We start from the raw sequence: 25,500 nt of genomic DNA, 5'->3' as shown, positions 1-25,500 counted from the left end.
GTCAGGAGATCTCGAAGCCCTTGTAACCGGCCTCGGCCACCTCGGCGCACACGTTCGCGTAGTTCCCGAACCCGCCGATGTACGGCATGAAGACCCGGGGTTTGCCCTCGATGTTGGCGCCCATGTACCACGAGTTCGCCGAGGGGAAGAGGGTGCCGGCCGCCTTGGCCGAGCACTCGGCGACCCAGCTGTCGACCGCGTCGCTCTCCGCCTCGATGGCCGCCGAATTGTGTTCGTCGAGATGACGGATGGCATCGGCGACCCAGTCCACATGCTGTTCGGCACCGAGAACCATGTTGGCCAGGACACTCGGGCTCCCCGGTCCGGTGAGGATGAACATGTTGGGGAAGCCGTGCACCGCCAGGCCGAGGTAGGTGCGGGGCCCCGCGGCCCACTCCTCGGTGAGAGTGCGTTCGCCACGTCCGCGGATGCCGATGCGGGACAACGATCCGGTCATCGCGTCGAACCCGGTCGCGAAGATCAGCATGTCGAGGTCGAAGTTCTCCCCCGAGGTCCGGACCCCGGTCCGGGTGATCTCCTCGATCGGGGTCTCGCGCAGGTTGACCAGGGTCACGTTGCTGCGGTTGAAGGTCTCGAAATAACCGCTGTCGGTGACGATCCGCTTGGTGCCGATCGGGTGATCCGTCGGGATCAGGATGTCGGCGACGGCCGGGTCCCGGACGATCTCCCGGATGCGCGCCTCGACGTATTCACGCGCGGTGTCGTTGGCCGCGAGGTTGGTGGTCTGGTCGGGGAACGCCTTGGCGAACAGGTAGCCACCGCGTTGCCACCACTCGTCGTAGACCCGGGTACGTTCCGCCTCGTCCACCTCGAGTGCACCCTTGGGGTACGGCGCGTTCGGGGTCCCTCCCCCGCTCATCCGGGAGAGCCGGCGGCGTTCGGCGTAATTGGCCTTGACCTCGGCGATGACCTCCTCGGAGAGCGGCCGGTTACCCGCGGGGATGGAGTAGTTGGGACTGCGCTGGAACACCACGAGGTGTTCGGCGATCTCGGCGATCACCGGGATCGACTGGATTCCCGACGACCCGGTACCGATGACACCCACACGCTTGCCGGCGAAATCGACGTCGTGATGCGGCCATTCGCCGGTGTGGTAGGTCTCGCCGGCGAACAGATCACGGCCGGGGATGTCGGGTTTGTTGGTCGCGGAGAGCACACCGGTCGCCATGATCAGGAACCGCGCGGTCACGGTGGAGCCGGTGTCGGTGCTCACCGCCCACTGCGCGAGTTCCTCGTCGTAGGTGGCCGCGGTGACCCGCGTGAGGAAGTCGAAGGCAGATCTGAGGTCGAACCGGTCCGCGACATGACGCAGGTAGGCGAGGATCTCCGCCTGCGTCGCGAAACGCTCGGTCCAGGTCCATTCCTGTTGCAGGTCTTCGTCGAACGAGTACGAGTAGTCGATGCTCTCCACATCGCACCGCGCCCCGGGGTACCGATTGTGGTACCAGGTTCCGCCGACGTCCGCGGCGGACTCGAAACCGTGCACGTCAAGGCCGTCGCCGCGGAGCTTGTGGACGGCGTAGAGGCCGGAGATGCCCGCGCCGATGACGATCACGTCGTGATCGGTCGTCCGCGCGCCCTGCGTGTCTGAGATGGTCACGATGCTGACTCCTTGGCCTGCCGGGCCCACATCCACTCGTGGCCCCAATAACTGTCGGCGGTGATTTCTTCTGCGGTGTAGTGCGTTTCGTCGACCAGCACCCCGCCGGTGCCGTACTCGATGTCCCAACCGCCCGGTACCCGGACGTAGAACGAGACCATCTTGTCGTTGGTGTGCCTGCCGAGGGTCGAGGAGACCGGGAAGTCGCGGGCCATGACCTGGTCGTAGGCCCGGCCGACGGCGTCGAGCTCGTCGACCTCGACCATCACGTGGATGAGTCCGGGATCACGCCCTTCGAGCGCCGGCATGATGGCGAGACTGTGGTGCCGCTGGTTGATCCCGAGGAAGCGGATCCTCGACGGCGGCATCCCGGGTGGCGTGGGCATCCGGAACGCCCCGCGCGGCAGGAATCCCAGTGTCTCCGTGTAGAACACGTAGGATTCGTCGAAGTTGGTCGTCGGCATCACGACGTGCCCGAGCCCCTGGGGGCCGGTGACGAACTTCTGTCCGTACCTGGTGAGAACCGGGCTGTGGTCGAGCACCGGGCCGTGGAAGATCTCGAGCGGCGTTCCGCCGGGATCCTTCAGGCTGATGCCGCCCTCGATCCGGCGGTGGTCACACAGGTCCTGGTCCATCTCCGAGTACGGGGTGCCGGCCTCGTCGAGCACTTGCCGGAGTTCGGCGAGTGCGAGGTGGTCGCGCACCTCCCAGCCGACTGCCGTGACCCGGTCGGCATTGCCGCGTTCCACGGTGATCCGAGCTGCGCGCTCGTCCATCCGGAAGTGGAGCGCATCCTTTTCGGGTCCGGTCCCCGGCGCGAATCCGAGTACCTCGAAACCCAACTCGCGCCACCGATCGATGTCGGTGGCCATCACCCGTACGTAGCCGAGCGCTGCGATCAGACCCATCGTCGTGATCCCCCGGCTCAGATCATCACCCGCAGGGGACCTGCGGGGACCTCGACACCCAGGGATGCCAGCGCGGCGGCGTGATAGGTGGTGCTGGTGACATGGATCGCGTGGTGCAGTCCGGCGTGCGCGTCCCGCCAGAACCGCTGCAATGGATTGTCCATCCGCAGCGCGTTGCCGCCGGACCGATCGAAGATCTCGTCGGCCGCGCGGACTGCGCGCCAGGCGGCGCGGATCTGGTTGCGCCGCGAGGCGGCCCGCATCTCGAAGTCGATCTCGGTGCCGGCGTCCACGAGGTCGTAGATGCGGTCGACGTTGCCCAAGAGCTGTTGCCGTGCGGCGTCGATCTCGGCAGCGGCCTCACCGAGGGCGTGCAGGACGTAGGGGTCGTCCTTGATCGCCCCACCAGTGGCGGCCACCCGATCGCGCTGATAGGCGATCCCCGCTGCCAGCACTCCTTCGCAGATACCGATCGTCGCCGAGGTGATCCCCAGCGGGAACATCGTCGACCACGGCATCTTGTAGAGCGTCTCGGTGACGCCGTACTCCTTCGCCGCGGTGCCGTCGATGACGTCACCGGAGCGCATGACGCGATGTGCCGGGATGAAGGCGTCCTCGACGATGATGTCCTTGCTGCCGGTTCCCCGGAGCCCCACCACATCCCAGGAGTCATCGACGATCTGGTAGTCCGACCGCGGCAGGATGACATGCAGTCCGACCGGCGGCATCAGCGGTTTGCCGTCCGCGTCACCGGTGAAGGCGCCGAGGAAGATCCAGTCGCAATGGTCGGTGCCGGAGGAGAACTGCCACCGCCCCGTCATCCGGTAACCGCCCTCGACGGGAGTCGCGACACCACCGGGCATGTAGGGCGACGCCTGCCAGGTGTCCGAATCGCCGCCGAGCACTTCGTCCTGGACCCGGGGGTCGGCGAAGGCCAGCTGCCACGGGTGGACGCCGACGATTCCGCCGATCCAACCGGCCGATCCGTAGATTCCCGCCGTCCCCATCACGGTTTCGGCGAACTCCCTCGGGTGCGCCTCGTACCCGTCATAGGTATTGCGCTGGAGCAGTCGGATGATGCCGGATTGCTTGAGTCCCTTCGCGACATCGTCGGACAGGCGTCCGAGCTTCTCGGACTCCTCCGCACCCGCGCGCAGTTCGTCGGCCATGTCCATGACCTTGTCGAGCACTTCGTGGCTCATAGGTGTTCTCCTCAGAAGTGAGCGCCGGCGGCACTCGGTGTTGTCGACGGGGGGTCAGGACACGGACTGGCCGGCGGCCTCGCGGTTCGGTGTCGAGGCCGGGTTCTGCGCCAGAGCGCTGCGGCCGGCGGCGAGGTTCTCCTCGACCTCGGCCTGCCAACTCTTCAGGGCGCGTTCGGTGTCGATCTGGTACTCGAACCGGTTGACCATCTCCGGCGCGATGTCCTCGACGTCGACGTAGAACTGCTCGTACCAGCGCCGGAGCTGGTAGACAGGCCCGTCTTCCTCGCACAGCAGCGGATTGTCGATGCGCGACTTGTTCTTCCAGATCTGCACGTCCTGTTCGAAGCCGATGGCGACTCCCTTGGCAACGGCCTGTGCGATCTGGTTCGCCTGCTCGTCGGCCATCCCCGCGGGCTTCTCGACGAGCACGCCGTACTGCAGCCGGAACGATGTCGGCGAGATCGGATAGTGGCAGTTGACCAGGTAGATGTTCGGGTCGCCGTCGTGATCACGGCCGCCGCTCCAGAGCTTGTCGATCATGTACGAGGGTCCGAAATACGATGCGTCGGATTGGCTCTCGGTGCTGTAGTTGGTGCTCTGGCTCACCCCGGCCGCATCCGCGCGGGGGCGCGACCGCATGACCTGACTGGCGATGTGCCCCTCGAAGACGTTCTTGAAGTAGGTCGGCATGCCGTAGTGCACGTAGAAGAAGTGCGCCATGTCGACGACGTTGTCGACGATCTCGCGGCAGTGAGATCCGGTCACGTCGATCGAGTTCCACACCCAGTCGGTCCAGCCCTCGTCGCCGTAGGTCGGGATCTCCGGGATGGCGAGCTCGGGGGGCGGAACCGATCCCTGCGGGTCGTGCCAGACGAACAGCTGGCCACTCACCACCGTGGACGTCCAGGCACGTGTTCGCGCAATGGGCGGAACCCTTTTCGCGTACGGGATACCGGCGCACTTGCCGTCGCCGCGCCAACGCCAGTCGTGGAAGGGGCAGGCGATCGTGTTGCCCTTGACGGTTCCGAGCGCCAGGTTGCCGCCCATGTGCCGGCAGAAGGCGTCGAGCACGTTCAGCGTGCCGTCCTCACCGGCGAAGACCACGAGTTCGGTACCGAACGCGGCCACCTGGTGCGGAGCTCCGTCGGCGAAATCGCGGACCAGTCCGAGGCAGTGCCATCCCCGGGCGTAACGCTGTGGCGGCGCACCGGTGTCGATGTCCCTGACTTCGCCGCTCGGTTCGATGGTCGTACTCACAACGCCTCCTGATCGGATGATCGCGACCGTGCCACTCGTCGCGGTGTCCTCAGCTTGGCAACCAGGGCGCCCGGTGTGACGTGGGTCTCCCATCGAGTGGGAGGGCTTTTCGGCGCCACCGCGAGTTCAGTACTCGATCGTGATCTTCTCGCCCACAGGCTCGGCCTGGCAGGCCAGGATGTACCCCTCGGCGATCTCGTCGTCGGACAGGATCTCGTTGTGCGCCAATCGAACCTCGCCCGAGGTGAGACTGCAGACGCATGCGCTGCACGCCCCTTCCCGGCAGGAGAACGGCGCGTCGAGACCTGCTTCCAGCAGCGCGTCGAGGAGCTTCTTCCGGCCCCTCCAGGGCACCACGTGCGATTCGCCGTCGAGGTGGACCTCGACCGAACACCCCGGATCGTCGTCGTCCTCGGGCGCCTCCTCCCCGACGGGGCCGACGGCGTCGAAGGGGTTGCCCTGCAACGAGACGAACCGCTCCGCATGAACCCGACCACGCTCGACACCCAGGGCCTCACACACAGAGGCGACGAGGTCCATGAGCGGCGGCGGTCCACACACGTAGACCTGCCGGTCGAGGTATGGCTGCAGCAGAGCGGACAGGCCCGCACCGGTCGGCCGCCCCTGGACGGAGTCGAGCAGGTGGACGACGCTGAACCGGGTGCCGTGGCGATCTGCCAGTTCACGCAGCTCCTCGGCGAAGACCACCGACCGCTCGTCGCGGTTGGCGTAGATCAGCGCGACGTCTCCGGAACCCGCGACGAGGATCGACTTCGCGATCGAGATCACCGGGGTGATGCCGCTCCCTCCGGCGATGAGCACGACGGACTCGTCGAGCGACTTGGGGCCGAACGTACCCGCCGGCGGGAGAACCTCGAGTTCATCCCCCGACGCGATCGTGTCGCAGACCCAGTTGGAGCCGTGACCGCCGTCCACGCGTTTGACCGTGACCTTGAGGGTCGTGTCCACGTGCGGCGAACTCGCGAGCGAATAGCACCGCGCTCCCCCTCGGCCCTGATCGGGCACCCGGATGGTCAAGAACTGGCCCGCGGAGTAGCCGAACGCCGCGGTGTCCTCGGGTGCGGGTTCGACCAGCAACGACCTGGTGTCGTGCGTCTCGTCGACGACACCGACGACCCTGACCATCCGGCCGGGCCGATCGTTCCGACCGTCAATCCTGTCCCAGATCATGGTGCCCACCCATCCGATGTGTCATGTACCGTTTCGACGTCCGATCGAGTGACCCAGGCCACTCGAAGCGCCGAACAGACGGGAATCATACGAATCGGCGCCCCCGATTCCGGCGGTCGTTCCGCTGGACGGGAAGCCCGTCGGCGGAGGCCGTCCGCCGGGGCGAAGATGGGCAACCGGACCCAGCACCCCGTGGTGAGAGCCACAACATGCGGGGTACTGTGACGGGCATCACGGAGGAGGAGCGGTGAGGACGACACAGACGAGCGACGGACCCATCTCGGTCGTGGATCGGATCTCGGCGGTACTCGAGGCGTTCAACGGATCGGCCCCGATGACACTGGCGCAGGTCACTGCGCGCACCAAACTACCCCGATCCTCCGTGCATCGGCTGCTCGAGCAGCTCGCCAGTGCCGGCTGGCTGGCCCGGTCACCGGAACAGACCTACGAGCTCGGGGTGAAGGCCTACGAGATGGGCCAGGCCGCGCTCAACCAGAATCGTCTGCTCCGAGCCGCACGGCCGGTGATGCACGCATTCGCCCAGCGGACGGGTTACACGATCCAGTTGGGCGTCGTCGACGGCGGTGACACCGTCTACCTCGCGAAGGTGAACGGGCGGCTCAGCGGCCCGACACCCACCGCGGTGGGCCAGCGGGTTCCCGCCCATCTGACCGCCCTCGGCAAGGTCATCATCGCGTACGCGGAGGTGGCCCCGCGGCAATCTCCTCGGGGTCTGCACAAGCTCGACGACGGCACGCTCGTCAAGCAGACCGCCCTGTCGATCACGAGCCCCGCCCAGTTCGACGCCGAGCTGGCCCAGATCCGGGACCGCGGTGCAGCTTTCGACCGCGGTGAGGCCTTCCCCGGCGTCGCCTGCGTGGGCGTCTCGATCGGACCGCACGATCACATCTACGGCAATCTCGCCGGCCTCTCGGTCTGCGCTCCGGTGGGCGCGGTCGATCTCCGAAAGCTCATGGGGCCGGCCCGTATCGTGGCCGGCGAGATCTGGGAACGTTGCGTCGCAGCAGATCTCACCGACCACTGAGGACCCTCTACGTGGTGGTACCCGGGGCGCCGGCCAGATGGGCCGCCATGTCGGCGACGGCACGGTAGGCGAACACCATCCCCGATCCGAGTGGCGTACCGGGCCCCGGATATACCTCACCCGAGACCGAGGCCGAGGAGTTCCCCGCCGCGTACAGACCACGGATCACGCTGCCGTCTGCTCGACACACCGCGCCCTCGGTGGAGATGACCGCACCACCTTTCGTGCCGAGGTCACCCAGCACCAGGCGGACCGCGTGGAATCGCGAACCGTCGAGGGACGGCAGGCACTGTGCGGCGTCCTGCGCTCCGACGAAGAACCGGCCGTAGGGATCTTCTCCGCGCGCGAAATCCTCGTCCCGGCCCGCTGCGGCGAAACCGTTGTACCGATCGATTGTCGCCGTGAGCTTCTCGACGTCGAGGCCGGTGGCCGCCGCGAGCTCTCCCACGGTCGAGGCGGTGTGCCACAGGCCCGCCGCGGTCATCGCGGCGCGCTCCGGCGCGGGCACACAGATCGCCGGGAGTTCGTCGCCGAACCGGTTGTCGAAGACGAACCAGAACACCTCGCCGGCCCCGTCGCGCATCCGCTGCAACATCGCCCGGCCCATCTGGTCGTAGGGCAACATCTCATTGGCGAACCGCTGCCCCGCCGAATCGACGATGATCCCCGCCCGGACCCCGAGGGTGAACGCGGCGCGGCCATTCGGGAACAGGGTGGCGGGACACCACCAGGACTGGTCGAGCAGGTCCACCTGCGCCCCCACCTCCGAGAGCATCCGCAACGCGTCACCGCTGCCGGTGTCCGGATGCGACGCCGACCAGTCCGCGGTCGGCATCTGCTGGTGAACGCGCCGCAGTTCGGCGTTGCGCTCGTAACCACCTGCGGCAACGATGATCCCGGCCCGGGCCCGGATCGTCCGTCTGTGTGCGCCGGCGCTGACCTCGAGCCCGATGACGTCCCCCGCGTCGTCGACGATCAGACGCTCCGCCGCCGTGCCGAGATGCAGGTCGGCACGGCCCGACTCGTCGAGCGCCAGCACCATCCGGGCTATCCAGGCCTGACCACCGTCGAGTTCGGAGCGGTCGACCTCCATGCCGAACTGATCGGCGGGGACCGGCGGTCGGATGTCCCGCAGGCGGTCGCCCAGCTCGCCGGCCGAGATGGGGGCGGCGAAGATGCTCCGGCCGAAGTCCTTGCGACCGGGGGCCGCGTAGTAGTCCGGGAAAGGGCGGTGCTCCAGGGGGATTCCGGCCTCGTCCTCCAGGAACCGCGCCACCTCCGGGCCGGTCTCCAGGAACGTCCGCTGCAGAGCCTCGGAGGTGCGGTCGCCCACAAGTGACCGGAAATAGGTCAACCCGTTCTCGACGGAGTCGTCGACACCCTGCCGTTCCAGCACATGGTTGCCCGGAAGCCACACGCTCCCACCGGAATATGCCGACGTCCCGCCGAAGTACGAGCTCTTCTCCACCACGCACACCGACAGCCCGCGCTTCACCGCGGCCAGCGCACCGGCGAGCGCGGCGCCACCCGAGCCGATCACGACGACGTCGTAACTGCTGTCCCACTGCTGATCATCCACGGCCATCAGGCGCCACACCTCTGCTCGGAATCATCGCCGATCGCGCATCGATCGGCGCCACATGACGAGACGCTAGTCGCGGCGGCCGCAACCCACGTGGGGGTCTCCCGCTCAGAGGGAACCGTTCCGGGAGACCAGCTCCAAGCGGTGGCCGTCGGGGTCGGCGAGGACCCCGATCGCCATCCCGTAGGAGGCGTGCTCGACCACCGGGGACACTTCGGTCCCGCCGCAGTCGACCCCGCGTCGCAGGGTGGCCGCCGCGTCGGCGACGTTCAGGACCAGCTTGTCGAACATGTTCCCGTGATCGGGATTCTCCTCCCCCGCGGCACCTTTCGGGCGGATCAGCTCGATCCCCGCCGTGCCGGCGCGCAAGATGACCGCATCGAATGCCGGAGTGGCGAATTCACGCTCGACGACGAATCCCAACCCGCGAGCGTAGAAATCGGTCGATCCGCGCAGGTCGGACACCCGAACCGCGGCGAGCGACAAGACGACCCCCGTCTCGTTCGGGGCCGCTGGTCCCGCGTTCATCGGGTTTGGGACCCGCCGTTGAAATCGAGCGTCTGGCCGGTCATCCCGCCGGCCTCGTGCGAGGCGAGGTACGCGCAGAAGGCACCGACCTCGATGGGATCCCCCAGCCTCCCGATCGGGATCTGGGTGAGGATTCGTTCGATCATCTCCGGAGGCATCTTGTCCTCGAGATTCTTCTGATGGCCCAGTGCCACGATGTTCGCGGTGACCCCGTACTGGCCGGTCTCGGCTGCCAGGTGCCGGATGAATCCCTCGATCCCGCTCTTGCCCGTGGCGTACATCGTCTGGTTGATGTTCTGGCCGGTGCGTGCCGAGCCGGAGGAGATCTGCACGATGCGTCCCCAACCGTTGTCGCACATCCCGTCCAGGACGACTTTGATGCAGTTCATGGCGCCGAAGATGTTGAGGTCGATCGGCGCGCGCCACTCCTCCGGGGCGAGGTCACGGAAGGGCTTGATGACCCGCCCCTCGGCCACACCGGCGTTGTTCACGAGGATGTCGACGTGCCCGCCGAGTTCGGCCTCGGCCACCCGCACGGCCTCCGCGGTCGCGTCGAAGTCGGTGACGTCGAAGGCGGCGGCGATCCCGCGATTGCCCTCCTCGGCGATGGCCGCGGCGACCTTCTCGGCCCGGTCGGCGTGCAGGTCGTTCACGATCACCGAAGCGCCCTGGCGTGCCAGCACTTTCGCGATCCCCTCACCGACGCTCTGTCCGGCACCACTGACCAATGCGATATGTCCGGTCAAATTGAACAAGGAAATCTCCTTCGAAGAATGGAATCGGCCAGAGGGTCTCGCGGCGGTGCGCGGAGACGACGATCGGCTCGTGCAGTCAGTTCACCGCAGTCGCTCCGGCAAGTCAATGATTTTGGATCGCTTTTTGAATCCAATCAGCTACGCTCCCCTGCATGACGTCCGACACAGCTCCCATTGCGCAGCCTTCCGACGACGAAGCAGCGTCGATCATCACGTCGTTCACCGACGGCGTCGCCCGGCTGACCCTGAACAATCCGCGTCGCAAGAACGCCATCACCCTCGACATGGCCGCCGCCATCGAGCAGTTCTGCGACCAGGTCGCCGCCGACGACAGCATCGGCGCCGTCGTCGTCGACGCCGCGGGCACCTACTTCTGCAGCGGTGCCGACACCCGCATCCTCGCAGCCGCCTCCGCCGATCCCGCCTCGCCGGAGTCGGTCGTGCAGTTGTCCGCGGTCTACAAGGCCTTCATGCGCGTGGGTTCGCTCCCCGTGCCGACCGTCGGCGTGGTGGTCGGCGGCGCGGTGGGCGCCGGCCTCAACCTGGCACTCGCCGTCGACCTGCTCATCGCCACCCCGGATGCCAAGCTGGACAGCGGTTTCCTCGCCCGCGGCATCCACCCGGGAGGCGGACACATCACGCTGCTGAACCGGGCGATGGGACGGGCGAACACCATCGCGCTCGCCGCATGCGGTCAGTCACTCACCGGCGAACAGGCCGTCGAACGCGGTCTGGCCTACGCCGCCGCCCCGATCGAGGACATCCCCGCGATCGTGGAGGGACTCACCGCACCCGCCGCACGCGATCCCGAGTTGACCCGCCGCGTCATGTCCAGCGTCCGACTCGAGCTCGGTCCGCCCGCGGTCACCTGGGACTCGGCGGTCGAGATCGAGCGCGGCACCCAGATGTGGTCGATGGCCCGCAAGGGGCAGAATTGGTCGTCGCGCGGACCCGGCCGGTCATGACCGCACTCCACGAGACCCGCGGCTCGTCGGTCGGGGTCGACGACGCCGCCCTGGAGGCTCTGCGGACCGAGGTCCGCGAGTTCCTCCGCGACGAGATCGCCCGCGGCGCATTCGCTCCCGACGTCGACAGCTGGATGACCGGCTTCGACCCCGCGTTCAGTCGACGACTGGGCGAACGCGGATGGCTCGGCATGACGATGCCGACCGAGTACGGCGGCCGGGGACGCACCCCCGTCGAACGATTCGTCATCACCGAGGAACTCCTCGCCCACGGCGCTCCGGTCGCCGCACACTGGATCGCCGACCGGCAGATGGCCCCGGGCATCCTCGCCAACGGCACCGAGGAGCAGAAGCGCCGCTACCTTCCCGGGATCGCCTCGGGTGAGATCTATTTCGCGATCGGGATGTCCGAACCGGATGCCGGTTCGGATCTCGCGAGCGTCCGCACCCGGGCGAGGGACACCGGTGACACCTGGACCATCAGCGGCACCAAGGTCTGGACCACCGGCGCCCACATCTCCCACGCGATGGTCCTGCTCGCACGCACCGACGGCACCCCGGAGGACCGGCAGCAGGGCCTGTCCCAGATCCTCGTCGACCTGTCCCATCCGGACATCGAGGTACGCCCGCTGCGGAGCATCGACGGCCAGGCCCACTTCAACGAGGTGGTCTTCCATGATGCCGTCGTCGACAAGTCGGCGCTGCTCGGCCGCCGGGGCAACGGGTGGCAACAGGTGATGAGCGAGTTGGCCTTCGAACGTTCCGGCCCCGAGCGTTACCTCAGCACACTGCCGCTGTTGCGGGCGTGGGCGGATCATCTCCGCGGGACCGGGGCGACCCCCGAGCAGCGCCGGACCCTCGGCACCCTCACCGCGCAGGCCTGGGCGCTACGACAGATGTCCCTACGCGTGGCGGCCGAACTGTCCGCCGGCGACAAACCGGATGTGCTGGCCGCCATGGTCAAAGACCTGGGCTCGACGTTCGAGGGCGAACTCGTCGACGCTGTACGCAGCGCGTCGGGCGTCGTCGCACGCCGGAGCGGAGGCACCCCGCTGGAGCGCCTCCTCGGCCAAAGTGTCTTGCACACACCTGCTTTCACCCTCCGGGGCGGAACCAACGAGATCTTGCGCGGCATCGTGGCGCGGGGAATGGGGATTCGATGAGCGACATGGCCGCCGAACTCGTCGCGGCGACGACCTCGATTCTGGACCGGGTTCCCGTGGGCGCCGAGACACCGCCGACGAGCATCGACACGGAACTGTGGACAGCTCTCGCGGACTCAGGTTTCACCGATCTCGATGTTCCCGATGACGCCGACGGGCAGGGGGCCGATCTCGAGGACGCGCTCGCCGTGCTGTCCACGGTGACCGCGGCCGGGGCGATCACCCCGTACGTCGAGCATGCGCTCCTGGCCTCATGGCTCGCCGGCGCAGTAGGCCATCCGCTGGAGGGGATCACCGCGACGATCGCGGTCGCCGATGCCGTGGACTCGCGGCTCGATCGCACTGCCGACGGCGCGAATCGCCTGATACTCAACGGGATCGTCAGCGACGTCGTCCACGCGACGTCCGCCGACTCGGTGGTCGTACTCGTACCCGGCTCCGACGGACCGCTGGTGGCGATCGTCGACCTCCGTGGCCCCGGGGTGAACGTCGCAGACGGCACGGACCTGCTCGGGGTGTCGTTCGGCGACATCCGATTCGACAAGGCGGTGGCCGACTTCGACGCCGATTCCCCGTTCGAGGCCGCCGATGTCCGGTTGCGAGGCGCGCTGGCGTATTCGACGGCACTGGCCGCAGCCGCACGCACCGTCCACGACCTGACCGTGCAGTACGCCTCGGAACGCATCCAGTTCGGCCGACCGCTCGCCAAGTTCCAGGCCATCCAACAGCGACTCGCGGTGATGGCCGCCCGAACCACCATGATGGAGACCGCGACACGAGTCGCCGCCGAGGCCACCTCGCACGATCCGGGCGGCGCCCGGGCCGCGGTGGCCGCGGCGAAGGTGGTGACGTCGGCATACGCCGACGAGGTGGCCGCGGCCGGACACCAGATCCACGGTGCGATCGGCTTCACCGCAGAGCACCGCCTCGGCCGGTCGACGACGGCGCTCTGGACATGGCGCGACCGACACGGGACCGAAGCCGAATGGGCCGATGTGCTCGCCGAGCAGGTGCTCGACGGCGGCGCCGACCCGTGGGACATCATCACCGGGACCGAAGCGCCGGAAGCCTCGCCGGAGAGTGCCCGATGAGCACGGATCTCGTGGGTGACGAGAAGACCGGGGTCGATCCCCGGGCAGCGTGGCGTGCCGCCGAGTCGGCCATCGACCACGGAATCCTCAGCGGCCTGCGGGTTCTCGATCTGAGCCGGGTCCTGGCCGGGCCCTACACGGCGCAGATCCTGGCCGATCACGGTGCCGAGGTGATCAAGGTCGAGGCGCCCGCGGGTGACGAGACCCGAGGGTGGGGACCTCCGTTCGAGGACGAGGGCGCCACGAGCGCCTACTACCAGAGCCTCAACCACAGCAAGGAGAACATCTGCCTCGACCTCCGCACCGACGCGGGACGGGAGGTCCTCGCCGATCTCCTGGCCGGTGCCGACATCGTGATCGAGAACTTCAAGGCCGGCACGATGGCGCGGTGGGGTTTCGACTACGACACCGTTCTCGCCGAGCGACACCCGCGGATGATCTATTGCCGTATCACCGGTTTCGGCGTCGACGGACCGATGGGCGGGCTACCCGGATACGACGCGGTCCTCCAGTCGTTCGGCGGTCTGATGAGCGTGAACGGTTACCCCGATGGGAATCCGCTGCGCGTGGGCATCCCCATCGTGGACATCGTCGCCGCCAACATGGCGGTGAGCGGCATACTCTTGGCGCTGTACGAGCGGGATCGGAGCGGCCGCGGGCAACTGGTGGACATGACACTGCTCGATTCGGTGATCTCCATCCTGCATCCGCATGCCGCGAACTGGGTCTCCGGCGGTGCGGTACCGCAGCGCACCGGCGACTTCCACCCGACCGTGGTGCCCTACCAGGTCTTCTCCGCTCGAGACGGCGACTTCTTCGTCAGCGCGGCCAACGACCGTCAGTTCCGTTCGCTCGTCGAGGTTCTCGGGGTGCCCGGACTCGCCGACGACCCGCGGTTCGTGCACAACGGCGAGCGGTCGCAGCATCGCGTCGAGTTGGCCGCCCTCCTGGGCGAACGTATCGCGCAGTGGGACCGCGACGATCTCGCGGAACGGCTCGAGCGCGCGGGAGTCCCGGCGAGCCCGGTCAACAACGTCGCGGAGGCTCTGACCTCCCCGCAGGTCCGGCATCGCGGGTTGTTCCTCGACACCGACGAGTATCGCGGCGTCGGTGTCCCGATCTCGTTGAGCAGGTCGACTCACCGCTCGCCCCGCCCGGCGGTACGTCGCGGCGAGCACACCGAGGAAGTCCTCGCCGCCCTGGGCTACGACCCGAGCCGGTTGGCCGAGCTCCGGTCGTCGGGCGTGTTCGGCGACGGGTAGGAAGGACACCATGGGACGCAACACGACCGCGCCATCCGAACCCGCACAGTCGCGGTCGGTCAGACGTGTCGTCGCCGAGATCGAGCGCATGATGGCGACCGGTGAGCTACTTCCGGGACAGCCGATCCGACAGGAGTGGATGGCCGAGCGTCTGGGTGTCAGCCGACTCCCCATCCGGGAGGCCCTGCGCGAGTTGACCGCTCAGGGGTTGGTGGCCCACCGGCAGAATGTCGGGTACACCGTCGTGCGGTTGGACCAGGACGAGTTCGACCAGATATACCTCATGCGTTCGGCTCTGGAGCGCGAGGTCCTCGGTCGGCTCCCCCGGTTCGACGCCGCGGCACTCGACGAGATGCACGTCATCGCCACGCGGATCACCGAGGCCGCAGACCGCGGTGACATCGTCACGATGCGCACCGAGAACCAGATCTTCCACTTCGCGATGTTCGAGCGCTCCGGGCTTCACCTGGTGGTCGCCGAACTGCGCCGGCTCTGGAAACTCGCCATGCCCTATCACGCTGCGTACCTGTACGACCCGGCCGGACGACAACGTGTGTGCGGGGAACACGAAGAGATGATCGACGCCCTGGCCGAGGGTGACAACGCCCGCCTCATCGAGCTGATGGACGAGCACCGGCGCGGCGGCGAGGCCAACACCGGGATGATCCTGGGTGGTGGCCGGCCGTGACATCACCGTGGGATCCCGACCTGGCGGCCATCGTCGACCGGATGGCCGCTGCCGGCGCCAAGTCGGTTCGCCAACAAGGCGTGGCCGGCATCCGGAAAAGTCTGGAATCGATCGTGCGCCCACCCGGCCCGGACATGTTCTCGGTCACCGACGCGGTCGCCGAGGGCCACGGCGCCCCGGTCCCGGTCCGGATCTATCGTCCGCATGCCGCTCCGAAGACCGGTGCGGCAGCGCTGGTCTGGTATCACGGCGGCGGGATGATCATGGGGTCGCTGAACTCCTTCGACCGCCTGGCCCGCGACCTGGCCGAGGCCACCGGCGCCGTCATCGTCAACGTCGACTATCGGCTCGCGCCCGAACACACCTATCCCGCAGGAAACGACGACGCGTACGCGGCGCTCGTGTGGACCCACCGGGTCGCGGCCGACCTCGGCGTCGACCCGTCGATGATCGGCGTCGGGGGCGACAGTGCGGGAGGCGGACTCGCCGCCGCAACTGCGCTGCGCAGCCGAAACGAGCAGGGACCGGCCATCGCCCAGCAGGTTCTGTTCTATCCCGGTGTGGAGCGGCGTCGTGATCGGCCGTCGATGCGCGAATTCGGTGACAGCCCGTTCCTCACCGCCGAGGACATCGACTGGATGAAGGATCTCTACCTCGGCAGCGATTCCTCACTCGACGACGAGTACGGGACACCTGCGCTCGCCGCCGACCTCTCCGGACTCCCGCCTGCGATCATCGCGGTCGGACACGGTGATCCGCTGCGCGATGGCATCGAGGAATTCGGAGAGCGTCTCCGCGAGGCCGGTGTGCCCACCGCCCAGTTGCGCTATCCCGGTGTGGGACACGGGTTCGCGATGCAGGCGCCGTCGGTGGCGCGGGGTCGTGCGGCGCTCGCCGAGGTCGGCGCCCTGGTCGCCGCGCGCTTCCGCCATCCCGTGCCCGCGGCGAAGCACTGATCCCCACGCTCAGGCGCGGGCGGGCGCCAGCAGCTTCTTGATCGGGACGCTCTCGTCCGCGAACAGCTCCGGGGGTGGACGGTGACCGCGATTCAGTGCGGTCCGCAACGTCATGAAATCGGCCGGCGAGTTGAGGCACTCCGCGGCGACCAGCCGGCCGCCGGAGAAGTACAACGACACCTGACGGTCGGGCCGCTTCGGGTCGGTGCGGTGCACCACTTCGCTGTGGCCGCCGGACAATCCGACGATCTGGAGCTTCTGCGCCCCCTGGTCGGACCAGAACCACGGCGTGGGTCGGGTCGCCGGTTCGGCACCGAGAAGGATCGCCGCCGCCGTATTCGCCTGCTCGGTGGCATTGTCGACGGATTCCAGCCGGTAGCGCCGCCCACTCGCGGACACGTGAATCGTGCAGTCCCCGATCGCGAGTGTCCACCCGTCGGAGGCCAGACAGTTGTCGTCGACGACGATCCCACCGTCGCACTCCAGTCCGAGCATCTCCCCGAGTTCGGTCCGTGGTTCGGCACCTATCCCGACGATCACCGTCGCCGCGGGAACGACCACGCCGTCATCGAGGCGCACGCCCCGGATGCGGTCCGGGCCGCCGTCGTCGGTATCCGTGCCGGACCGGACGATCTCGACGGGCCGCCGGCCCAGCAGGACGACGGTTCCCATCGACTCGTGCGCGTTGAGAAGCGCTGCCGCGGTGTGGGTCCCGACCGCACGGGCCAGCAGACGATCGGCCGTCTCGATGACCGTCACGTCGCTACCGGCGGCACGGAGACCCGCGGCGACCTCGAGACCGATGAAACCGCCGCCGATGACCACCGCCGGACCGGCTGTGGCCCGCTCTCGGAGCAGATCGGCGTCGTCGAGGTCGCGGAGGACGAGGACGTCGGGATGGTCGGCACCCGGCAGTGCGAGGCGACGGGCCCGAGCGCCGGTGGCGAGGACAAGTCGATCGAACCGCTCACTGCGGTCGCCGTTCTCGTCGGACAGCGCGAGCACCACACCGTCACCGGTGCGGCGCACTCCCGTCACGCGGGTGCGCCGGTACAGATCGATGCGCTGATCGTCGAAGTACGACTCCGCCCGCAACGACAGCGTCGAGGGGTCGATCGCGCCCTTGAGCAACCCCTTCGAAAGCGGCGGCCGATGGTAGGGCACGTGCGGTTCGTCGGTGAACAACGCGATCCGGCCGGCGAAACCGTCCGTGCGCAGCCGGTCCGCGAGATGAACTGCGGCGTGCGACGCACCGACGACCGCGACGCTGTGTGGCGTCACCTCAGACCTGTTCATCGGGGATGGTGACGTGGAGGTCGGTGTCGGCCAGGGTGAGCTGGCACGACAGACGCGAGGTGTCCTCGCGATCCGACGACGTGCAGTCGAGCATGTCGTCCTCGTCCTCGCTGATCTCGGGGAACAGGTGAGCTTCTTCGGGATCGAGGTAGACGTGGCACGTCGCGCAGGACAGGGTGCCGCCGCACTGGCCGACGATCCCGCTGACCCCGTTCTTGACCGCGGTCGCCATCACCGAGTCGCCCGCCGTGCCGTCGATCACCTTCACCGCCCCGTCGGGCTGTGTGTAGAACACCTTGGGCATGCGGACCTCCTACCAGCTGACCGGGAGGTCGACGATCGGCTGGGTCAGGTTGTCGTTGTTGATGACCGGGTCGCCGGCGAGCTGCAGGCCGGGCAGGCGGCGGAACAGCTCGGCGATGGCGACCTGCATCTCCATCCGGGCCAGCGGAGCACCCAGGCAGTGATGCATGCCGTAACTCAGTGTCAGGTGGGGGTTGGACTGCCGGCGGATGTCGAACGTGTCGACGTGGTCGATCGCCGCCCCGTCGTGGTTGGCCGACGCCGGGTCGCCCATGATCGCCTCACCCTTGCGGACGAGCTGGCCGTCGAGTTCGACGTCCTCGGTGGCCACGAAGGGCACCAGCCCGCTGGGGCCGCCGACCTTGCCGTTCAGCTCGAAGCGCCCATGACGCAGGATCTCCTCGACCGCGGTGGGCGTCACCCCGTCGATGTCCTCGAGCAGCGCTCGGAGCTGGTCGGTGTTGTGCAGGAGCGACAGGACCCCGGCGCAGATGAAGTTGGCCGTGTTGTCGAAGCCGCCGATGATGAGAACCAGTGCCACGGACAGGATCTCACCGTCGGTGAGGGTGTCGTCCTTGTCCTGCGCGTTGGTGAGGTCGCTGAGCAGGTCCTCCCGCGGATTCTTCCGGCGCTCCTCGATGAGGGCGAACATGTACATGACCAGTTCGGTCATGTTGGCGGTGGCTTCCTCCTCGGGCATGTTCGCGACCGCGAGCGTCGCCGAGCTCCACTTCTGGAACTTGGGTCGATCCTCCGGCGGCACGCCGATGAGGTTGGCCAGCATCTGGATCGGCAGCGCCACCGCGTAGTCGTCGACCAGGTTGGTCGGCGCACCCTTGGCGAGCATGTCGTCGATCAGCTTGTTGGCGAACTCGACCGCCGAATCCCGCATCGCCTTGACCCGTTTCGGCGAGATCGACTTCTGCACGAGCTTGCGCAGCTTGGTGTGCTGCGGCGGGTCCTCGAATTGCAGTGTGGTCTTGAGGAAGTCGGGGAACTCCACGAAGTAGGGCACCACCCGCTCACCGGTACGGAAGGGCTCGCGGACGAATCGGGGGTCGCCGAGCATCTCGCGTGCCACGGCATTGCGGTGGATGATCCAGGCCTCGCCGCCGTAGGGCATGGTGATCTTGGTCATCGGCCGGTCTTCGGCGATCGCCTTGTAGCGCAGGGCCGCCTCGGACGGGGACACCGGCGAGAACGGATAGACCGTGTAGGCCTCGTCCAGCTCGGCTGCGCCGGCGGTGGTTTCGGTACTCATGTCAGGACTCCAGGGCTGTGGGAACGTTCGGTGGCGGTCAGACCGGCATCTGCGCCGGGGCGACGACCTGCGGGATCGCCTCGGGCGTGATCGACATGATCTGGTCCCACTGTTCGGCGACGGTCTCGACGGTGAGGGCGGGGTCGTGGATGCCCCTGGTGTTGACCAGTGCGAGCCGGTTGACGATCCCGCCCGCGACGTTGAAGACCTCGCCGGTGACCTCACAGGACGGGTGGACGAGGAACGCCGCGACGGGAGCGACGTGCTCCGGCAGGAGCTGAGTCCGCATGTACTCCATGATCTCCGGCGACAAGGTGTCCGCGGCGGCCTCGGCCATACGGGTGCCTGCGCCCGGTGCGATCGCGTTGACCTTCACGCCGGCTTCGAGGCCCTCGAGCGCGAGATTTCGGGTCAGGCCGAACAGTGCGCCCTTCGAACCGCCGTAGTGGGCCATTCCCGGGTTGCCGAGCATCGCCTGCGAGATCGTGTTGACCACGCGGGGCGCCGGCGAGTCGAGCAGATGGGGCCACGCGGCACGGAGCAGACGCATCGGTCCGAGGAAGTGCACGTCGAGGTGGCGCTGGTACTCGGCGTCGGGCACCTCGCGGAAGGGTGCCGCCCGCACGATGCCCGCGTTGTTGATGACCGCGTCGATCCGTCCGAAGTTCGAGATCGCCGCGTCCACCAGCGCCTGCGCGCCCTCGTCGGTGGTGATGTCGGAGGCGACCGCCACCGCCTTCCCACCGGCGGCGGTGATCTCCGCGGCGACGTCGGCGGCCGGGTGACCCGCCTCGACGCCGGAGCCGTCGGTGGTCGAGCCCAGGTCGCCGACCACGACCGAGGCGCCGCGCGAGCCCAGGAGAAGGGCGTGTGCACGGCCGATGCCGCGGCCGGCGCCGGTCACGATCACGACGCGATCGGTGAAGTCGAGTTGTGCTGTCATGTTGTCGTCCTCGAATCGGTTCGAAACAGGTGGGTGGTCGGAGCTCAGGGGCGCGTCTGGCCGCCGTGGTTCTTGACGTCGGCGACCCAGATCGCGCCGAGCGCTTCACGTGCGGACTTCTCGAAGTCGAAGACCTCGTAGCCGACCGTCATGTAGAGGGTGCTGCGATCGGATCCACCGAGCAGGCAGGCCGAGGCGATCCCGCCTTCGAGCGGCATCGGCACCGCGTCCGTCAGGCCGTCCTCGGTGAAGCGTGCGACGTATCCGCCGCCGGGCATCGCCGCCCAGACGCCGCCCTCCTCGTCCAGGCCGATGCCGTCGGGCATGAACGGGCAGGTGGCGAAATCCCTTGCGTTCGACAGTGATCCGTCGGCGGCACGATCGATCACGGTGATCTTCTGCGCCATGACCTCGGCGACGTAGACCTTGGAACCGTCCGCACTGATACCGATTCCGTTGCCGCAGTTCAGCTCCGGGATACCGGCCGGCACGTGCGCGGTACCGTCGGGCTCGACGACGATCAGCGGCGAGGTGATCGGGGTCTCGCCCTGGAAGATGTCGAAACCCAGCTGGGTGATGTAGGCACGACCGTCGGCGTCGACGACCATGTCGTTGACGGCCTTGATCGCGAACCCGCTGACATCGGCGTACACGGTGAGATCGTCGATCCCGTTGCCGCCGTGGACGAGCACCTTCTGCTCGTGCATCGAGTTCACGATCAACCGACCGTCGGGCAGCCAACCGAAACCGCCCAGGGTGATCGGGACATCGGTGTCGGCCGCGCGTCCGTTCGCGTCGACGACGACGGTCGCGTTGCCCTCTGCGTCCAGGGTCTTGAGCGTCCCGGTGTACATGTCCGAGAACCAGAGCGCCCCGTCGTGCCAGCGCGGACATTCCGGCCAGGAGAACCCCGACGCGATCTTGCGGGCCTCGAATGTGGGTGCGTCCGCGGCGGCTACGGCAGCTGCGACGGCATCGACTGGAGTGGTCATCGGTGAACCTTCCGGAACGTGAGGTGCTGAGTTACGTTGTGCGACAACGTGGTGGGCGGCCAGCCAGGCTCGTCGTGAGCTGGATCACAGAGCCGCGTACAGAGGTACGTTAAGTGTTCGACGGCGGGGCGGTCGGGACCTTCCCATTCAGTGGACCACCCCGCCCGAACGGTCAGTCGGGGACGGTCTCCGGGTACACCGCGGCGAACCACGCCCGCTGTTCGTCGTCGAAGGTCCCCAGCTCCATCGCACGACGCCCCCACGCCTTGATGAGGTCCAGGAAGGTCGTCACGTCGTAGACGTCCCGCTGCTGGGAGAACTTCCCGTCACCGGCGTAGTCGAGGACGCTGATGTGCGGGGCCGCGAACCGGCTTCCGTCACCGGGATCGCTCATCACGTTGTCGAGGCGTGCGACGATCGTCCCGTTGGTCTCGTCGATGACATGCCAGTGCTCGGGAAAACTCTCGGTGTGCGAGCCGGGGAACTGCGCCAGGCTGGGTTCGGCCCACGCCCAGATGCCTTCCCTGCCCTTCAGCTCCCCGGCCATCTGCTCGTGATAGACGACGTCCTCGGTGAACAATTCGAGGAAGTCCCGCCAGCTCCCCTCCCCCGACCCCGCGCGGTTGATCGTGGTGAACCACCGCTGATACGCCTCTTCGAGTTCCTGCCTGGACCATGTGTTGTTCGCCATGGGCGGCACGTTAGGCGCGGCCACCACCGTGGGAGTGGGGCCGTTTCCGCTCAGCGGGAGGTCGGGACCTCGAACCGGACGCGGGCTGTCAGTGTTCGATCATGCCCAGTTCGACCGTGCCCAGTTCGACCGCGCCCAGTTCGACCGTGCCCACAGTGTCCGATCCGATCGACACCGCCGCCCTGGTGTCGCGGTACCTCGCGACCATCTCGACCGGAACCGCAGCCGAGATCGCGGAGCTCTACGCACCCGACGCCCGGCTCGAGGATCCGGTCGGCTCCGAACCGCGTATCGGTCGTCCCGCGATCGAGGAGTTCTATCGCGGCCTGGACGGCACCGACAGCACCGCCGAGCTCCTCGTCGTGCGCGCGGTCGGCGGCCAGGCAGCCTTCCACTTCCGGGTGACCACACGTCTGCCGGGGCGCACCATCGTGGTGGAGCCGATCGACGTGATGACCTTCGACGACTCCGGGCTCATCACCTCGATGCGCGCGTTCTGGACACCGGCCGACATGACCGTGCAGGTCAGCGCCTCGACCTGACTGTTTCCGGTGAATGAGGCGACTGACCCTGGCGGCACGTTTCTGTAACGTGTTCTAATTCAGGTAGAACACGTTACAGCTGCGCGCACGAAGGGGACCCCATGGCCGGCTCGTCCGATCCACAACAGACCAGCACCGAACCCGAGACCTACGACGTCATCGTCGTCGGCGCGGGTGGTGCCGGCCTGGCCGCCGCGATCACCGCGGCCCGCAAGGGCCTCAAGACCGTGCTGATCGAGAAGTCGCCCTACTGGGGCGGTTCGACCTCCCGGTCCGGCGGCGGCGTCTGGATCCCCAACAACTCGGTTCTCAAGCGCGACGGCGTCAGCGATTCGCCGGAGAAGGCCCGTGAGTACGTGCACGCGATCATCGGCGAGCATGCACCGGCCGACCGGATCGACGCCTACATCGATCGCGGACCCGAGGCCCTCGACTTCCTGCTCGAACATGCACCGCTCGACCTCGAGTGGGTGAAGAACTACTCGGATTACTACCCCGAGGCACCGGGCGGGCGTCTCGGCGGCCGGTCGATCGAACCTCGGCCGTTCGATGCGCGCCGCCTCGGCGACGACCTCGAGACACTGCACCCGCAGTACACCAAGGCCCCGCTGAACATGGTCGTGCTGCAGTCCGACTACCGGTGGCTCAACACCGGCCTCCGCCACTGGCGCGGTCCGCTGCGCATGGCGAAGGTCGGCAGCCGCTTCTTCTGGGCCCGCAGCCGCGGCAAGAAGCTGATCGCCATGGGTGCGGCACTGGCCGCCGAGCTCCTCATCGGCGTACGCGAGGCCGGGGTCCCGCTCCGCCTCAACACCGGCCTCGTCGACCTCGTCACCGCCGACGACCGGGTCGTCGGCGTGATCGCGGAATCGGAGGGCAAGCAGTTCGAGATCCGCGCGCGTCAGGGCGTGATCCTCGCCTGCGGCGGCTTCGAGCACAACGAGGAGATGCGCAAGAAGTACCAGCGCGAGCCCATCGGCTCCGACTGGACCACCGGCGCACCGAGCAACACCGGCGACGGCATCAACGCCGGACTCAAAATCGGCGCCGCGGTCTCCCTCATGGACGACGCCTGGTGGGGTCCGACGATCCCGCTGCCGCGTGGACCCTGGTTCGCGCTGTCGGAGCGGTCGGTCCCCGGCACCTTCATCGTGAACATGCGCGGCAAGCGCTACATGAACGAGTCGCTGCCGTATGTCGAAGCGGTGCACCAGATGTACGGCGGAGAGTTCGGCCACGGCGAGGGCCCGGGCGAGAACGTGCCGTCGTGGCTGATCTTCGACCAGCGATGCCGCAACCGCTACCTCTTCGCCGGAATCACTGCACGCCAGCCGCTTCCGAAGAAGTGGTACGAGTCGGGCGTCGTCGTGAAGGCGGACAGCATCTCCGCGCTCGCCGAGAAGATCGGTGTCCCCGCCGAGTCGCTCGTCGAGACCACCGAACGCTTCAACGGCTTCGCCCGCACCGGCGTCGACGAGGACTTCGGCCGTGGCGCAAGCGGTTACGACCACTACTACGGCGACATCACCAACAAGCCCAATCCGAGCCTGGGCGCGGTCAGCAAGGGCCCGTTCTACGCGGTCAAGATGGTTCCCGGTGACCTCGGCACCAAGGGCGGCATCAACGCCGACGCCGCGGGTCGCGCACTCCGTGCCGACGGATCGGTCATCGAGGGCCTGTACGCCGCGGGCAACACCAGCGCCCCGGTGATGGGTCACACCTACGCCGGTCCCGGCGCCACCATCGGCCCGGCGATCGTCTTCGGTTACCTCGCCGCCAGCGACATCGCCGCCAAGGCCTCGGCCACCACCCCGACGTCCCAGACAGGAGCCTGACCATGCCGATCGATCCCGCCGTCGCCGTCGGAGCGGAACTGCCCGAGGTCTCGTTCGAGTGGTCGGCATCGGATGTCGCGCTCTACCACCTCGCGGTGGGTGCCGCGGCAGACCCGATGAACACCGAGTCGCTGGCCTACGTTCATGATTCGGCGCCCAAGGTCCTGCCGACCTTCGCGACCGTCGCCGCCGGTTTCCACACCACCGAACCGCCGAAGGTGTCCTTTCCGGGCGTCGACATCGACCTCGCGAAGGTCGTCCACGGAAGTCAGAAGGTCACCGCGCACCGTCCGCTGCCGCCGAGCGGCAAGGCGACCACCCGCACCCGCATCGCCGAGGTCCAGGACAAGGGTTCGGCCGCCGTCATCATCCAGGAGTCGGTGACCACCGACGACGCCGGTCAGACGCTGTGGACCGCGCGGTCGTCGATCTTCGCCAAGGGCGAGGGCGGCTTCGGCGGTGAGCGCGGCACATCGGAGAAGGTCGAATACCCCGACCGCGAACCCGATCACAAGCTGCGCATCCCGACGCTTCCCAATCAGGCGCTTCTCTACCGACTGTGCGGCGACCGCAACCCGCTGCACTCCGATCCCGAGTTCGCCTCGCGCGCAGGCTTTCCGCGCCCGATCCTGCACGGTCTGTGCACCTACGGCACGGTCGCGCGCGCCATCACCGACGAACTGCTCGACGGAGACGTCGCCGCCGTCGCGGAGTTCTCGGCATCGTTCGCCGGCGTGGTCTTCCCCGGCGAGACCCTCGAGGTCGCGGTCTGGGACGACGGCGCCCGTTTCCTGGCCACCGCGAGTGTCATCGAACGGGAGGGCGCCAAGGCCCTCGCCAATGTGGTGTGCGCGCGTAACTGAGTCGCCGGCCCGTCAGCGGCGGCCAGTACGCTCTACACGCGGACCGGGAACGACCGGTCCGCGTGAACCACGTCGCATATTCACAAGGAGACCGCATGAGCGATTCGCTGACGCCCCTACTTGCCGACAACCGCAGCGCACTGGTGACCGACCTGGTCGGTGTCATCGATGCCGAGGTGGCCGACCAGTCGGGTCTGAGCGGCGCCGCTGTGAAGACCGCCTACTCGGCGGTCCAGAAGGTGAAGCCCGGCGTGGTGCGCAGTGCCACGGATCAGCTGGCCGAGGACTTCCTGACGGCTCTCGCACCGTTCTGGGATACGAAGCCTGCCGGTGTCGCCTTCGGCGATCATCTCTCGGCCAACGGCGATGCCGCGGCCGAGGCACTGCTGGCGGTTACCGACGCCCAGGCCGATTCGGCCAAGCCCGGATTGGCGAAGGCCTACAACTCGCTGCGCGGGAAGGCCAAGAACTATGTGGTCGCGGCACTGCCGCGACTCGGCGCTGCCATCGAGAAGCACGCCGGGTAGTCACCCGGTCTCGGGGGGGGGGGGGGGGGG

25 protein-coding genes are annotated in these 25,500 nt (G+C 67.9%); 11 read left to right on the top strand and 14 right to left on the bottom strand.

The window, feature by feature from the left end; genetic code table 11:
• Nucleotide 1 precedes the first annotated feature (1 nt).
• The 5 genes from LQD00_RS07530 to LQD00_RS07510 all read right to left on the bottom strand — a co-directional run bounded on the left by LQD00_RS07530 (nucleotide 2) and on the right by LQD00_RS07510 (nucleotide 6,182).
• Complete coding sequence (locus tag LQD00_RS07530; RefSeq protein ID WP_232716511.1) at nucleotides 2-1,621, bottom strand: flavin-containing monooxygenase; 1,620 nt, start codon at nucleotides 1,619-1,621, stop codon at nucleotides 2-4.
• Complete coding sequence (locus tag LQD00_RS07525; protein ID WP_232716509.1) at nucleotides 1,618-2,529, bottom strand: VOC family protein; 912 nt, start codon at nucleotides 2,527-2,529, stop codon at nucleotides 1,618-1,620. Before LQD00_RS07525 ends, LQD00_RS07530 begins: the two co-directional genes overlap by 4 nt.
• Before the next feature lie 17 nt (nucleotides 2,530-2,546).
• Nucleotides 2,547-3,731: an acyl-CoA dehydrogenase family protein gene (locus LQD00_RS07520; RefSeq protein ID WP_232716507.1), complete on the bottom strand. Its 1,185-nt coding sequence runs from the start codon at nucleotides 3,729-3,731 to the stop codon at nucleotides 2,547-2,549.
• A 54-nt stretch (nucleotides 3,732-3,785) separates the two neighbouring features.
• Entirely contained in the window at nucleotides 3,786-4,991 is a 1,206-nt protein-coding gene (locus LQD00_RS07515) for a Rieske 2Fe-2S domain-containing protein (protein ID WP_232716505.1), read from the bottom strand.
• Between the two features lie 126 nt (nucleotides 4,992-5,117).
• Complete coding sequence (locus tag LQD00_RS07510; RefSeq protein ID WP_232716503.1) at nucleotides 5,118-6,182, bottom strand: ferredoxin--NADP reductase; 1,065 nt, start codon at nucleotides 6,180-6,182, stop codon at nucleotides 5,118-5,120.
• A gap of 247 nt (nucleotides 6,183-6,429) precedes the next feature.
• Here LQD00_RS07510 and LQD00_RS07505 point away from each other — a divergent pair, with 247 nt between their 5' ends.
• Complete coding sequence (locus LQD00_RS07505) at nucleotides 6,430-7,227, top strand: IclR family transcriptional regulator (RefSeq protein ID WP_006865424.1); 798 nt, start codon at nucleotides 6,430-6,432, stop codon at nucleotides 7,225-7,227.
• 7 nt (nucleotides 7,228-7,234) lie between these two features.
• Here the strand turns inward: LQD00_RS07505 and LQD00_RS07500 are convergent, their stop codons facing one another.
• The 3 genes from LQD00_RS07500 to LQD00_RS07490 all read right to left on the bottom strand — a co-directional run bounded on the left by LQD00_RS07500 (nucleotide 7,235) and on the right by LQD00_RS07490 (nucleotide 10,092).
• Nucleotides 7,235-8,812 (bottom strand): FAD-dependent oxidoreductase, encoded by a 1,578-nt coding sequence (locus LQD00_RS07500; protein ID WP_232716500.1) that lies wholly within the window; start codon nucleotides 8,810-8,812, stop codon nucleotides 7,235-7,237.
• A gap of 105 nt (nucleotides 8,813-8,917) precedes the next feature.
• Nucleotides 8,918-9,337 (bottom strand): VOC family protein, encoded by a 420-nt coding sequence (locus tag LQD00_RS07495; protein WP_232716498.1) that lies wholly within the window; start codon nucleotides 9,335-9,337, stop codon nucleotides 8,918-8,920.
• Nucleotides 9,334-10,092, bottom strand: a complete 759-nt coding sequence (locus LQD00_RS07490; RefSeq protein WP_232716497.1) for an SDR family NAD(P)-dependent oxidoreductase — start codon at nucleotides 10,090-10,092, stop codon at nucleotides 9,334-9,336. Before LQD00_RS07490 ends, LQD00_RS07495 begins: the two co-directional genes overlap by 4 nt.
• A gap of 152 nt (nucleotides 10,093-10,244) precedes the next feature.
• Here LQD00_RS07490 and LQD00_RS07485 point away from each other — a divergent pair, with 152 nt between their 5' ends.
• Genes LQD00_RS07485 through LQD00_RS07460 form a run of 6 tightly spaced genes read left to right on the top strand, consistent with a single transcriptional unit; the run spans nucleotide 10,245 to nucleotide 16,217 of the window.
• On the top strand, nucleotides 10,245-11,057 hold the full coding sequence (locus LQD00_RS07485; RefSeq protein ID WP_005194372.1) for an enoyl-CoA hydratase-related protein: 813 nt from the start codon (nucleotides 10,245-10,247) through the stop codon (nucleotides 11,055-11,057).
• Complete coding sequence (locus LQD00_RS07480) at nucleotides 11,054-12,220, top strand: acyl-CoA dehydrogenase family protein (RefSeq protein ID WP_232716496.1); 1,167 nt, start codon at nucleotides 11,054-11,056, stop codon at nucleotides 12,218-12,220. Before LQD00_RS07485 ends, LQD00_RS07480 begins: the two co-directional genes overlap by 4 nt.
• Nucleotides 12,217-13,311, top strand: coding sequence for an acyl-CoA dehydrogenase family protein (locus LQD00_RS07475; RefSeq protein WP_232716494.1), 1,095 nt, complete (start codon nucleotides 12,217-12,219; stop codon nucleotides 13,309-13,311). The genes LQD00_RS07480 and LQD00_RS07475 overlap by 4 nt, the downstream gene beginning before the upstream one ends.
• On the top strand, nucleotides 13,308-14,573 hold the full coding sequence (locus LQD00_RS07470) for a CaiB/BaiF CoA transferase family protein (protein ID WP_232716492.1): 1,266 nt from the start codon (nucleotides 13,308-13,310) through the stop codon (nucleotides 14,571-14,573). The genes LQD00_RS07475 and LQD00_RS07470 overlap by 4 nt, the downstream gene beginning before the upstream one ends.
• 10 nt (nucleotides 14,574-14,583) lie before the next feature.
• On the top strand, nucleotides 14,584-15,261 hold the full coding sequence (locus tag LQD00_RS07465; protein ID WP_232716490.1) for a GntR family transcriptional regulator: 678 nt from the start codon (nucleotides 14,584-14,586) through the stop codon (nucleotides 15,259-15,261).
• Nucleotides 15,258-16,217, top strand: a complete 960-nt coding sequence (locus LQD00_RS07460; RefSeq protein WP_232716489.1) for an alpha/beta hydrolase — start codon at nucleotides 15,258-15,260, stop codon at nucleotides 16,215-16,217. The genes LQD00_RS07465 and LQD00_RS07460 overlap by 4 nt, the downstream gene beginning before the upstream one ends.
• A gap of 9 nt (nucleotides 16,218-16,226) precedes the next feature.
• Here the strand turns inward: LQD00_RS07460 and LQD00_RS07455 are convergent, their stop codons facing one another.
• The 6 genes from LQD00_RS07455 to LQD00_RS07430 form a co-directional block, all read right to left on the bottom strand.
• Nucleotides 16,227-17,498 carry an NAD(P)/FAD-dependent oxidoreductase gene (locus tag LQD00_RS07455; protein ID WP_005194382.1) on the bottom strand — a complete coding sequence of 424 codons (1,272 nt, stop codon included), beginning with the start codon at nucleotides 17,496-17,498 and terminating at the stop codon, nucleotides 16,227-16,229.
• A 1-nt stretch (nucleotide 17,499) separates the two neighbouring features.
• Nucleotides 17,500-17,817, bottom strand: a complete 318-nt coding sequence (locus LQD00_RS07450) for a 2Fe-2S iron-sulfur cluster-binding protein (protein WP_005194384.1) — start codon at nucleotides 17,815-17,817, stop codon at nucleotides 17,500-17,502.
• A gap of 9 nt (nucleotides 17,818-17,826) precedes the next feature.
• Nucleotides 17,827-19,077 (bottom strand): cytochrome P450, encoded by a 1,251-nt coding sequence (locus LQD00_RS07445; protein ID WP_232716488.1) that lies wholly within the window; start codon nucleotides 19,075-19,077, stop codon nucleotides 17,827-17,829.
• Nucleotides 19,078-19,114: 37 nt separating this feature from the next.
• The gene (locus tag LQD00_RS07440) at nucleotides 19,115-20,020 is read right to left on the bottom strand and encodes an SDR family NAD(P)-dependent oxidoreductase (protein WP_232716487.1); all 906 of its coding nucleotides are present in this window, start codon (nucleotides 20,018-20,020) and stop codon (nucleotides 19,115-19,117) included.
• Between the two features lie 44 nt (nucleotides 20,021-20,064).
• Nucleotides 20,065-21,012: an SMP-30/gluconolactonase/LRE family protein gene (locus LQD00_RS07435; RefSeq protein ID WP_232716484.1), complete on the bottom strand. Its 948-nt coding sequence runs from the start codon at nucleotides 21,010-21,012 to the stop codon at nucleotides 20,065-20,067.
• A 172-nt stretch (nucleotides 21,013-21,184) separates the two neighbouring features.
• Nucleotides 21,185-21,703 (bottom strand): nuclear transport factor 2 family protein, encoded by a 519-nt coding sequence (locus tag LQD00_RS07430; RefSeq protein WP_039879845.1) that lies wholly within the window; start codon nucleotides 21,701-21,703, stop codon nucleotides 21,185-21,187.
• A 101-nt stretch (nucleotides 21,704-21,804) separates the two neighbouring features.
• On the opposite strand from LQD00_RS07430, the gene LQD00_RS07425 reads away from it, so the two are divergent.
• The 4 genes from LQD00_RS07425 (at nucleotide 21,805) to LQD00_RS07410 (ending at nucleotide 25,470) form a co-directional block, all read left to right on the top strand.
• Complete coding sequence (locus LQD00_RS07425; RefSeq protein WP_232716482.1) at nucleotides 21,805-22,245, top strand: nuclear transport factor 2 family protein; 441 nt, start codon at nucleotides 21,805-21,807, stop codon at nucleotides 22,243-22,245.
• A 101-nt stretch (nucleotides 22,246-22,346) separates the two neighbouring features.
• Nucleotides 22,347-24,080 (top strand): 3-oxosteroid 1-dehydrogenase, encoded by a 1,734-nt coding sequence (gene kstD, locus LQD00_RS07420; protein WP_232716480.1) that lies wholly within the window; start codon nucleotides 22,347-22,349, stop codon nucleotides 24,078-24,080.
• A 2-nt stretch (nucleotides 24,081-24,082) separates the two neighbouring features.
• On the top strand, nucleotides 24,083-24,943 hold the full coding sequence (locus LQD00_RS07415; RefSeq protein ID WP_232716478.1) for a MaoC/PaaZ C-terminal domain-containing protein: 861 nt from the start codon (nucleotides 24,083-24,085) through the stop codon (nucleotides 24,941-24,943).
• Nucleotides 24,944-25,038: 95 nt separating this feature from the next.
• Complete coding sequence (locus LQD00_RS07410; protein WP_005194399.1) at nucleotides 25,039-25,470, top strand: DUF6918 family protein; 432 nt, start codon at nucleotides 25,039-25,041, stop codon at nucleotides 25,468-25,470.
• Nucleotides 25,471-25,500: the final 30 nt, after the last annotated feature.

The sequence above is a fragment of the Gordonia metallireducens genome (assembly GCF_021245825.1).
GTDB lineage: Bacteria > Actinomycetota > Actinomycetes > Mycobacteriales > Mycobacteriaceae > Gordonia > Gordonia namibiensis.
The sequence above is the reverse complement of the archived record's forward strand: the minus strand, read 5'-3'. Positions and strand labels throughout refer to the sequence as shown.

Excerpts from the sequence above, each read along its gene's own strand:
- LQD00_RS07525 (WP_232716509.1), bottom strand. The coding sequence starts at position 2,529 with ATGGGTCTGATCGCAGCGCTCGGCTACGTACGGGTGATGGCCACCGAC.
- LQD00_RS07520 (WP_232716507.1), bottom strand. The coding sequence starts at position 3,731 with ATGAGCCACGAAGTGCTCGACAAGGTCATGGACATGGCCGACGAACTG.
- LQD00_RS07510 (WP_232716503.1), bottom strand. The coding sequence starts at position 6,182 with ATGATCTGGGACAGGATTGACGGTCGGAACGATCGGCCCGGCCGGATG.
- LQD00_RS07500 (WP_232716500.1), bottom strand. The coding sequence starts at position 8,812 with ATGGCCGTGGATGATCAGCAGTGGGACAGCAGTTACGACGTCGTCGTG.
- LQD00_RS07495 (WP_232716498.1), bottom strand. The coding sequence starts at position 9,337 with ATGAACGCGGGACCAGCGGCCCCGAACGAGACGGGGGTCGTCTTGTCG.
- LQD00_RS07485 (WP_005194372.1), top strand. The coding sequence starts at position 10,245 with ATGACGTCCGACACAGCTCCCATTGCGCAGCCTTCCGACGACGAAGCA.
- LQD00_RS07480 (WP_232716496.1), top strand. The coding sequence starts at position 11,054 with ATGACCGCACTCCACGAGACCCGCGGCTCGTCGGTCGGGGTCGACGAC.
- LQD00_RS07475 (WP_232716494.1), top strand. The coding sequence starts at position 12,217 with ATGAGCGACATGGCCGCCGAACTCGTCGCGGCGACGACCTCGATTCTG.
- LQD00_RS07470 (WP_232716492.1), top strand. The coding sequence starts at position 13,308 with ATGAGCACGGATCTCGTGGGTGACGAGAAGACCGGGGTCGATCCCCGG.
- LQD00_RS07465 (WP_232716490.1), top strand. The coding sequence starts at position 14,584 with ATGGGACGCAACACGACCGCGCCATCCGAACCCGCACAGTCGCGGTCG.
- LQD00_RS07450 (WP_005194384.1), bottom strand. The coding sequence starts at position 17,817 with ATGCCCAAGGTGTTCTACACACAGCCCGACGGGGCGGTGAAGGTGATC.
- LQD00_RS07445 (WP_232716488.1), bottom strand. The coding sequence starts at position 19,077 with ATGAGTACCGAAACCACCGCCGGCGCAGCCGAGCTGGACGAGGCCTAC.
- LQD00_RS07440 (WP_232716487.1), bottom strand. The coding sequence starts at position 20,020 with ATGACAGCACAACTCGACTTCACCGATCGCGTCGTGATCGTGACCGGC.
- LQD00_RS07435 (WP_232716484.1), bottom strand. The coding sequence starts at position 21,012 with ATGACCACTCCAGTCGATGCCGTCGCAGCTGCCGTAGCCGCCGCGGAC.
- LQD00_RS07430 (WP_039879845.1), bottom strand. The coding sequence starts at position 21,703 with ATGGCGAACAACACATGGTCCAGGCAGGAACTCGAAGAGGCGTATCAG.
- LQD00_RS07425 (WP_232716482.1), top strand. The coding sequence starts at position 21,805 with ATGCCCAGTTCGACCGTGCCCAGTTCGACCGCGCCCAGTTCGACCGTG.
- kstD (WP_232716480.1), top strand. The coding sequence starts at position 22,347 with ATGGCCGGCTCGTCCGATCCACAACAGACCAGCACCGAACCCGAGACC.
- LQD00_RS07415 (WP_232716478.1), top strand. The coding sequence starts at position 24,083 with ATGCCGATCGATCCCGCCGTCGCCGTCGGAGCGGAACTGCCCGAGGTC.
- LQD00_RS07410 (WP_005194399.1), top strand. The coding sequence starts at position 25,039 with ATGAGCGATTCGCTGACGCCCCTACTTGCCGACAACCGCAGCGCACTG.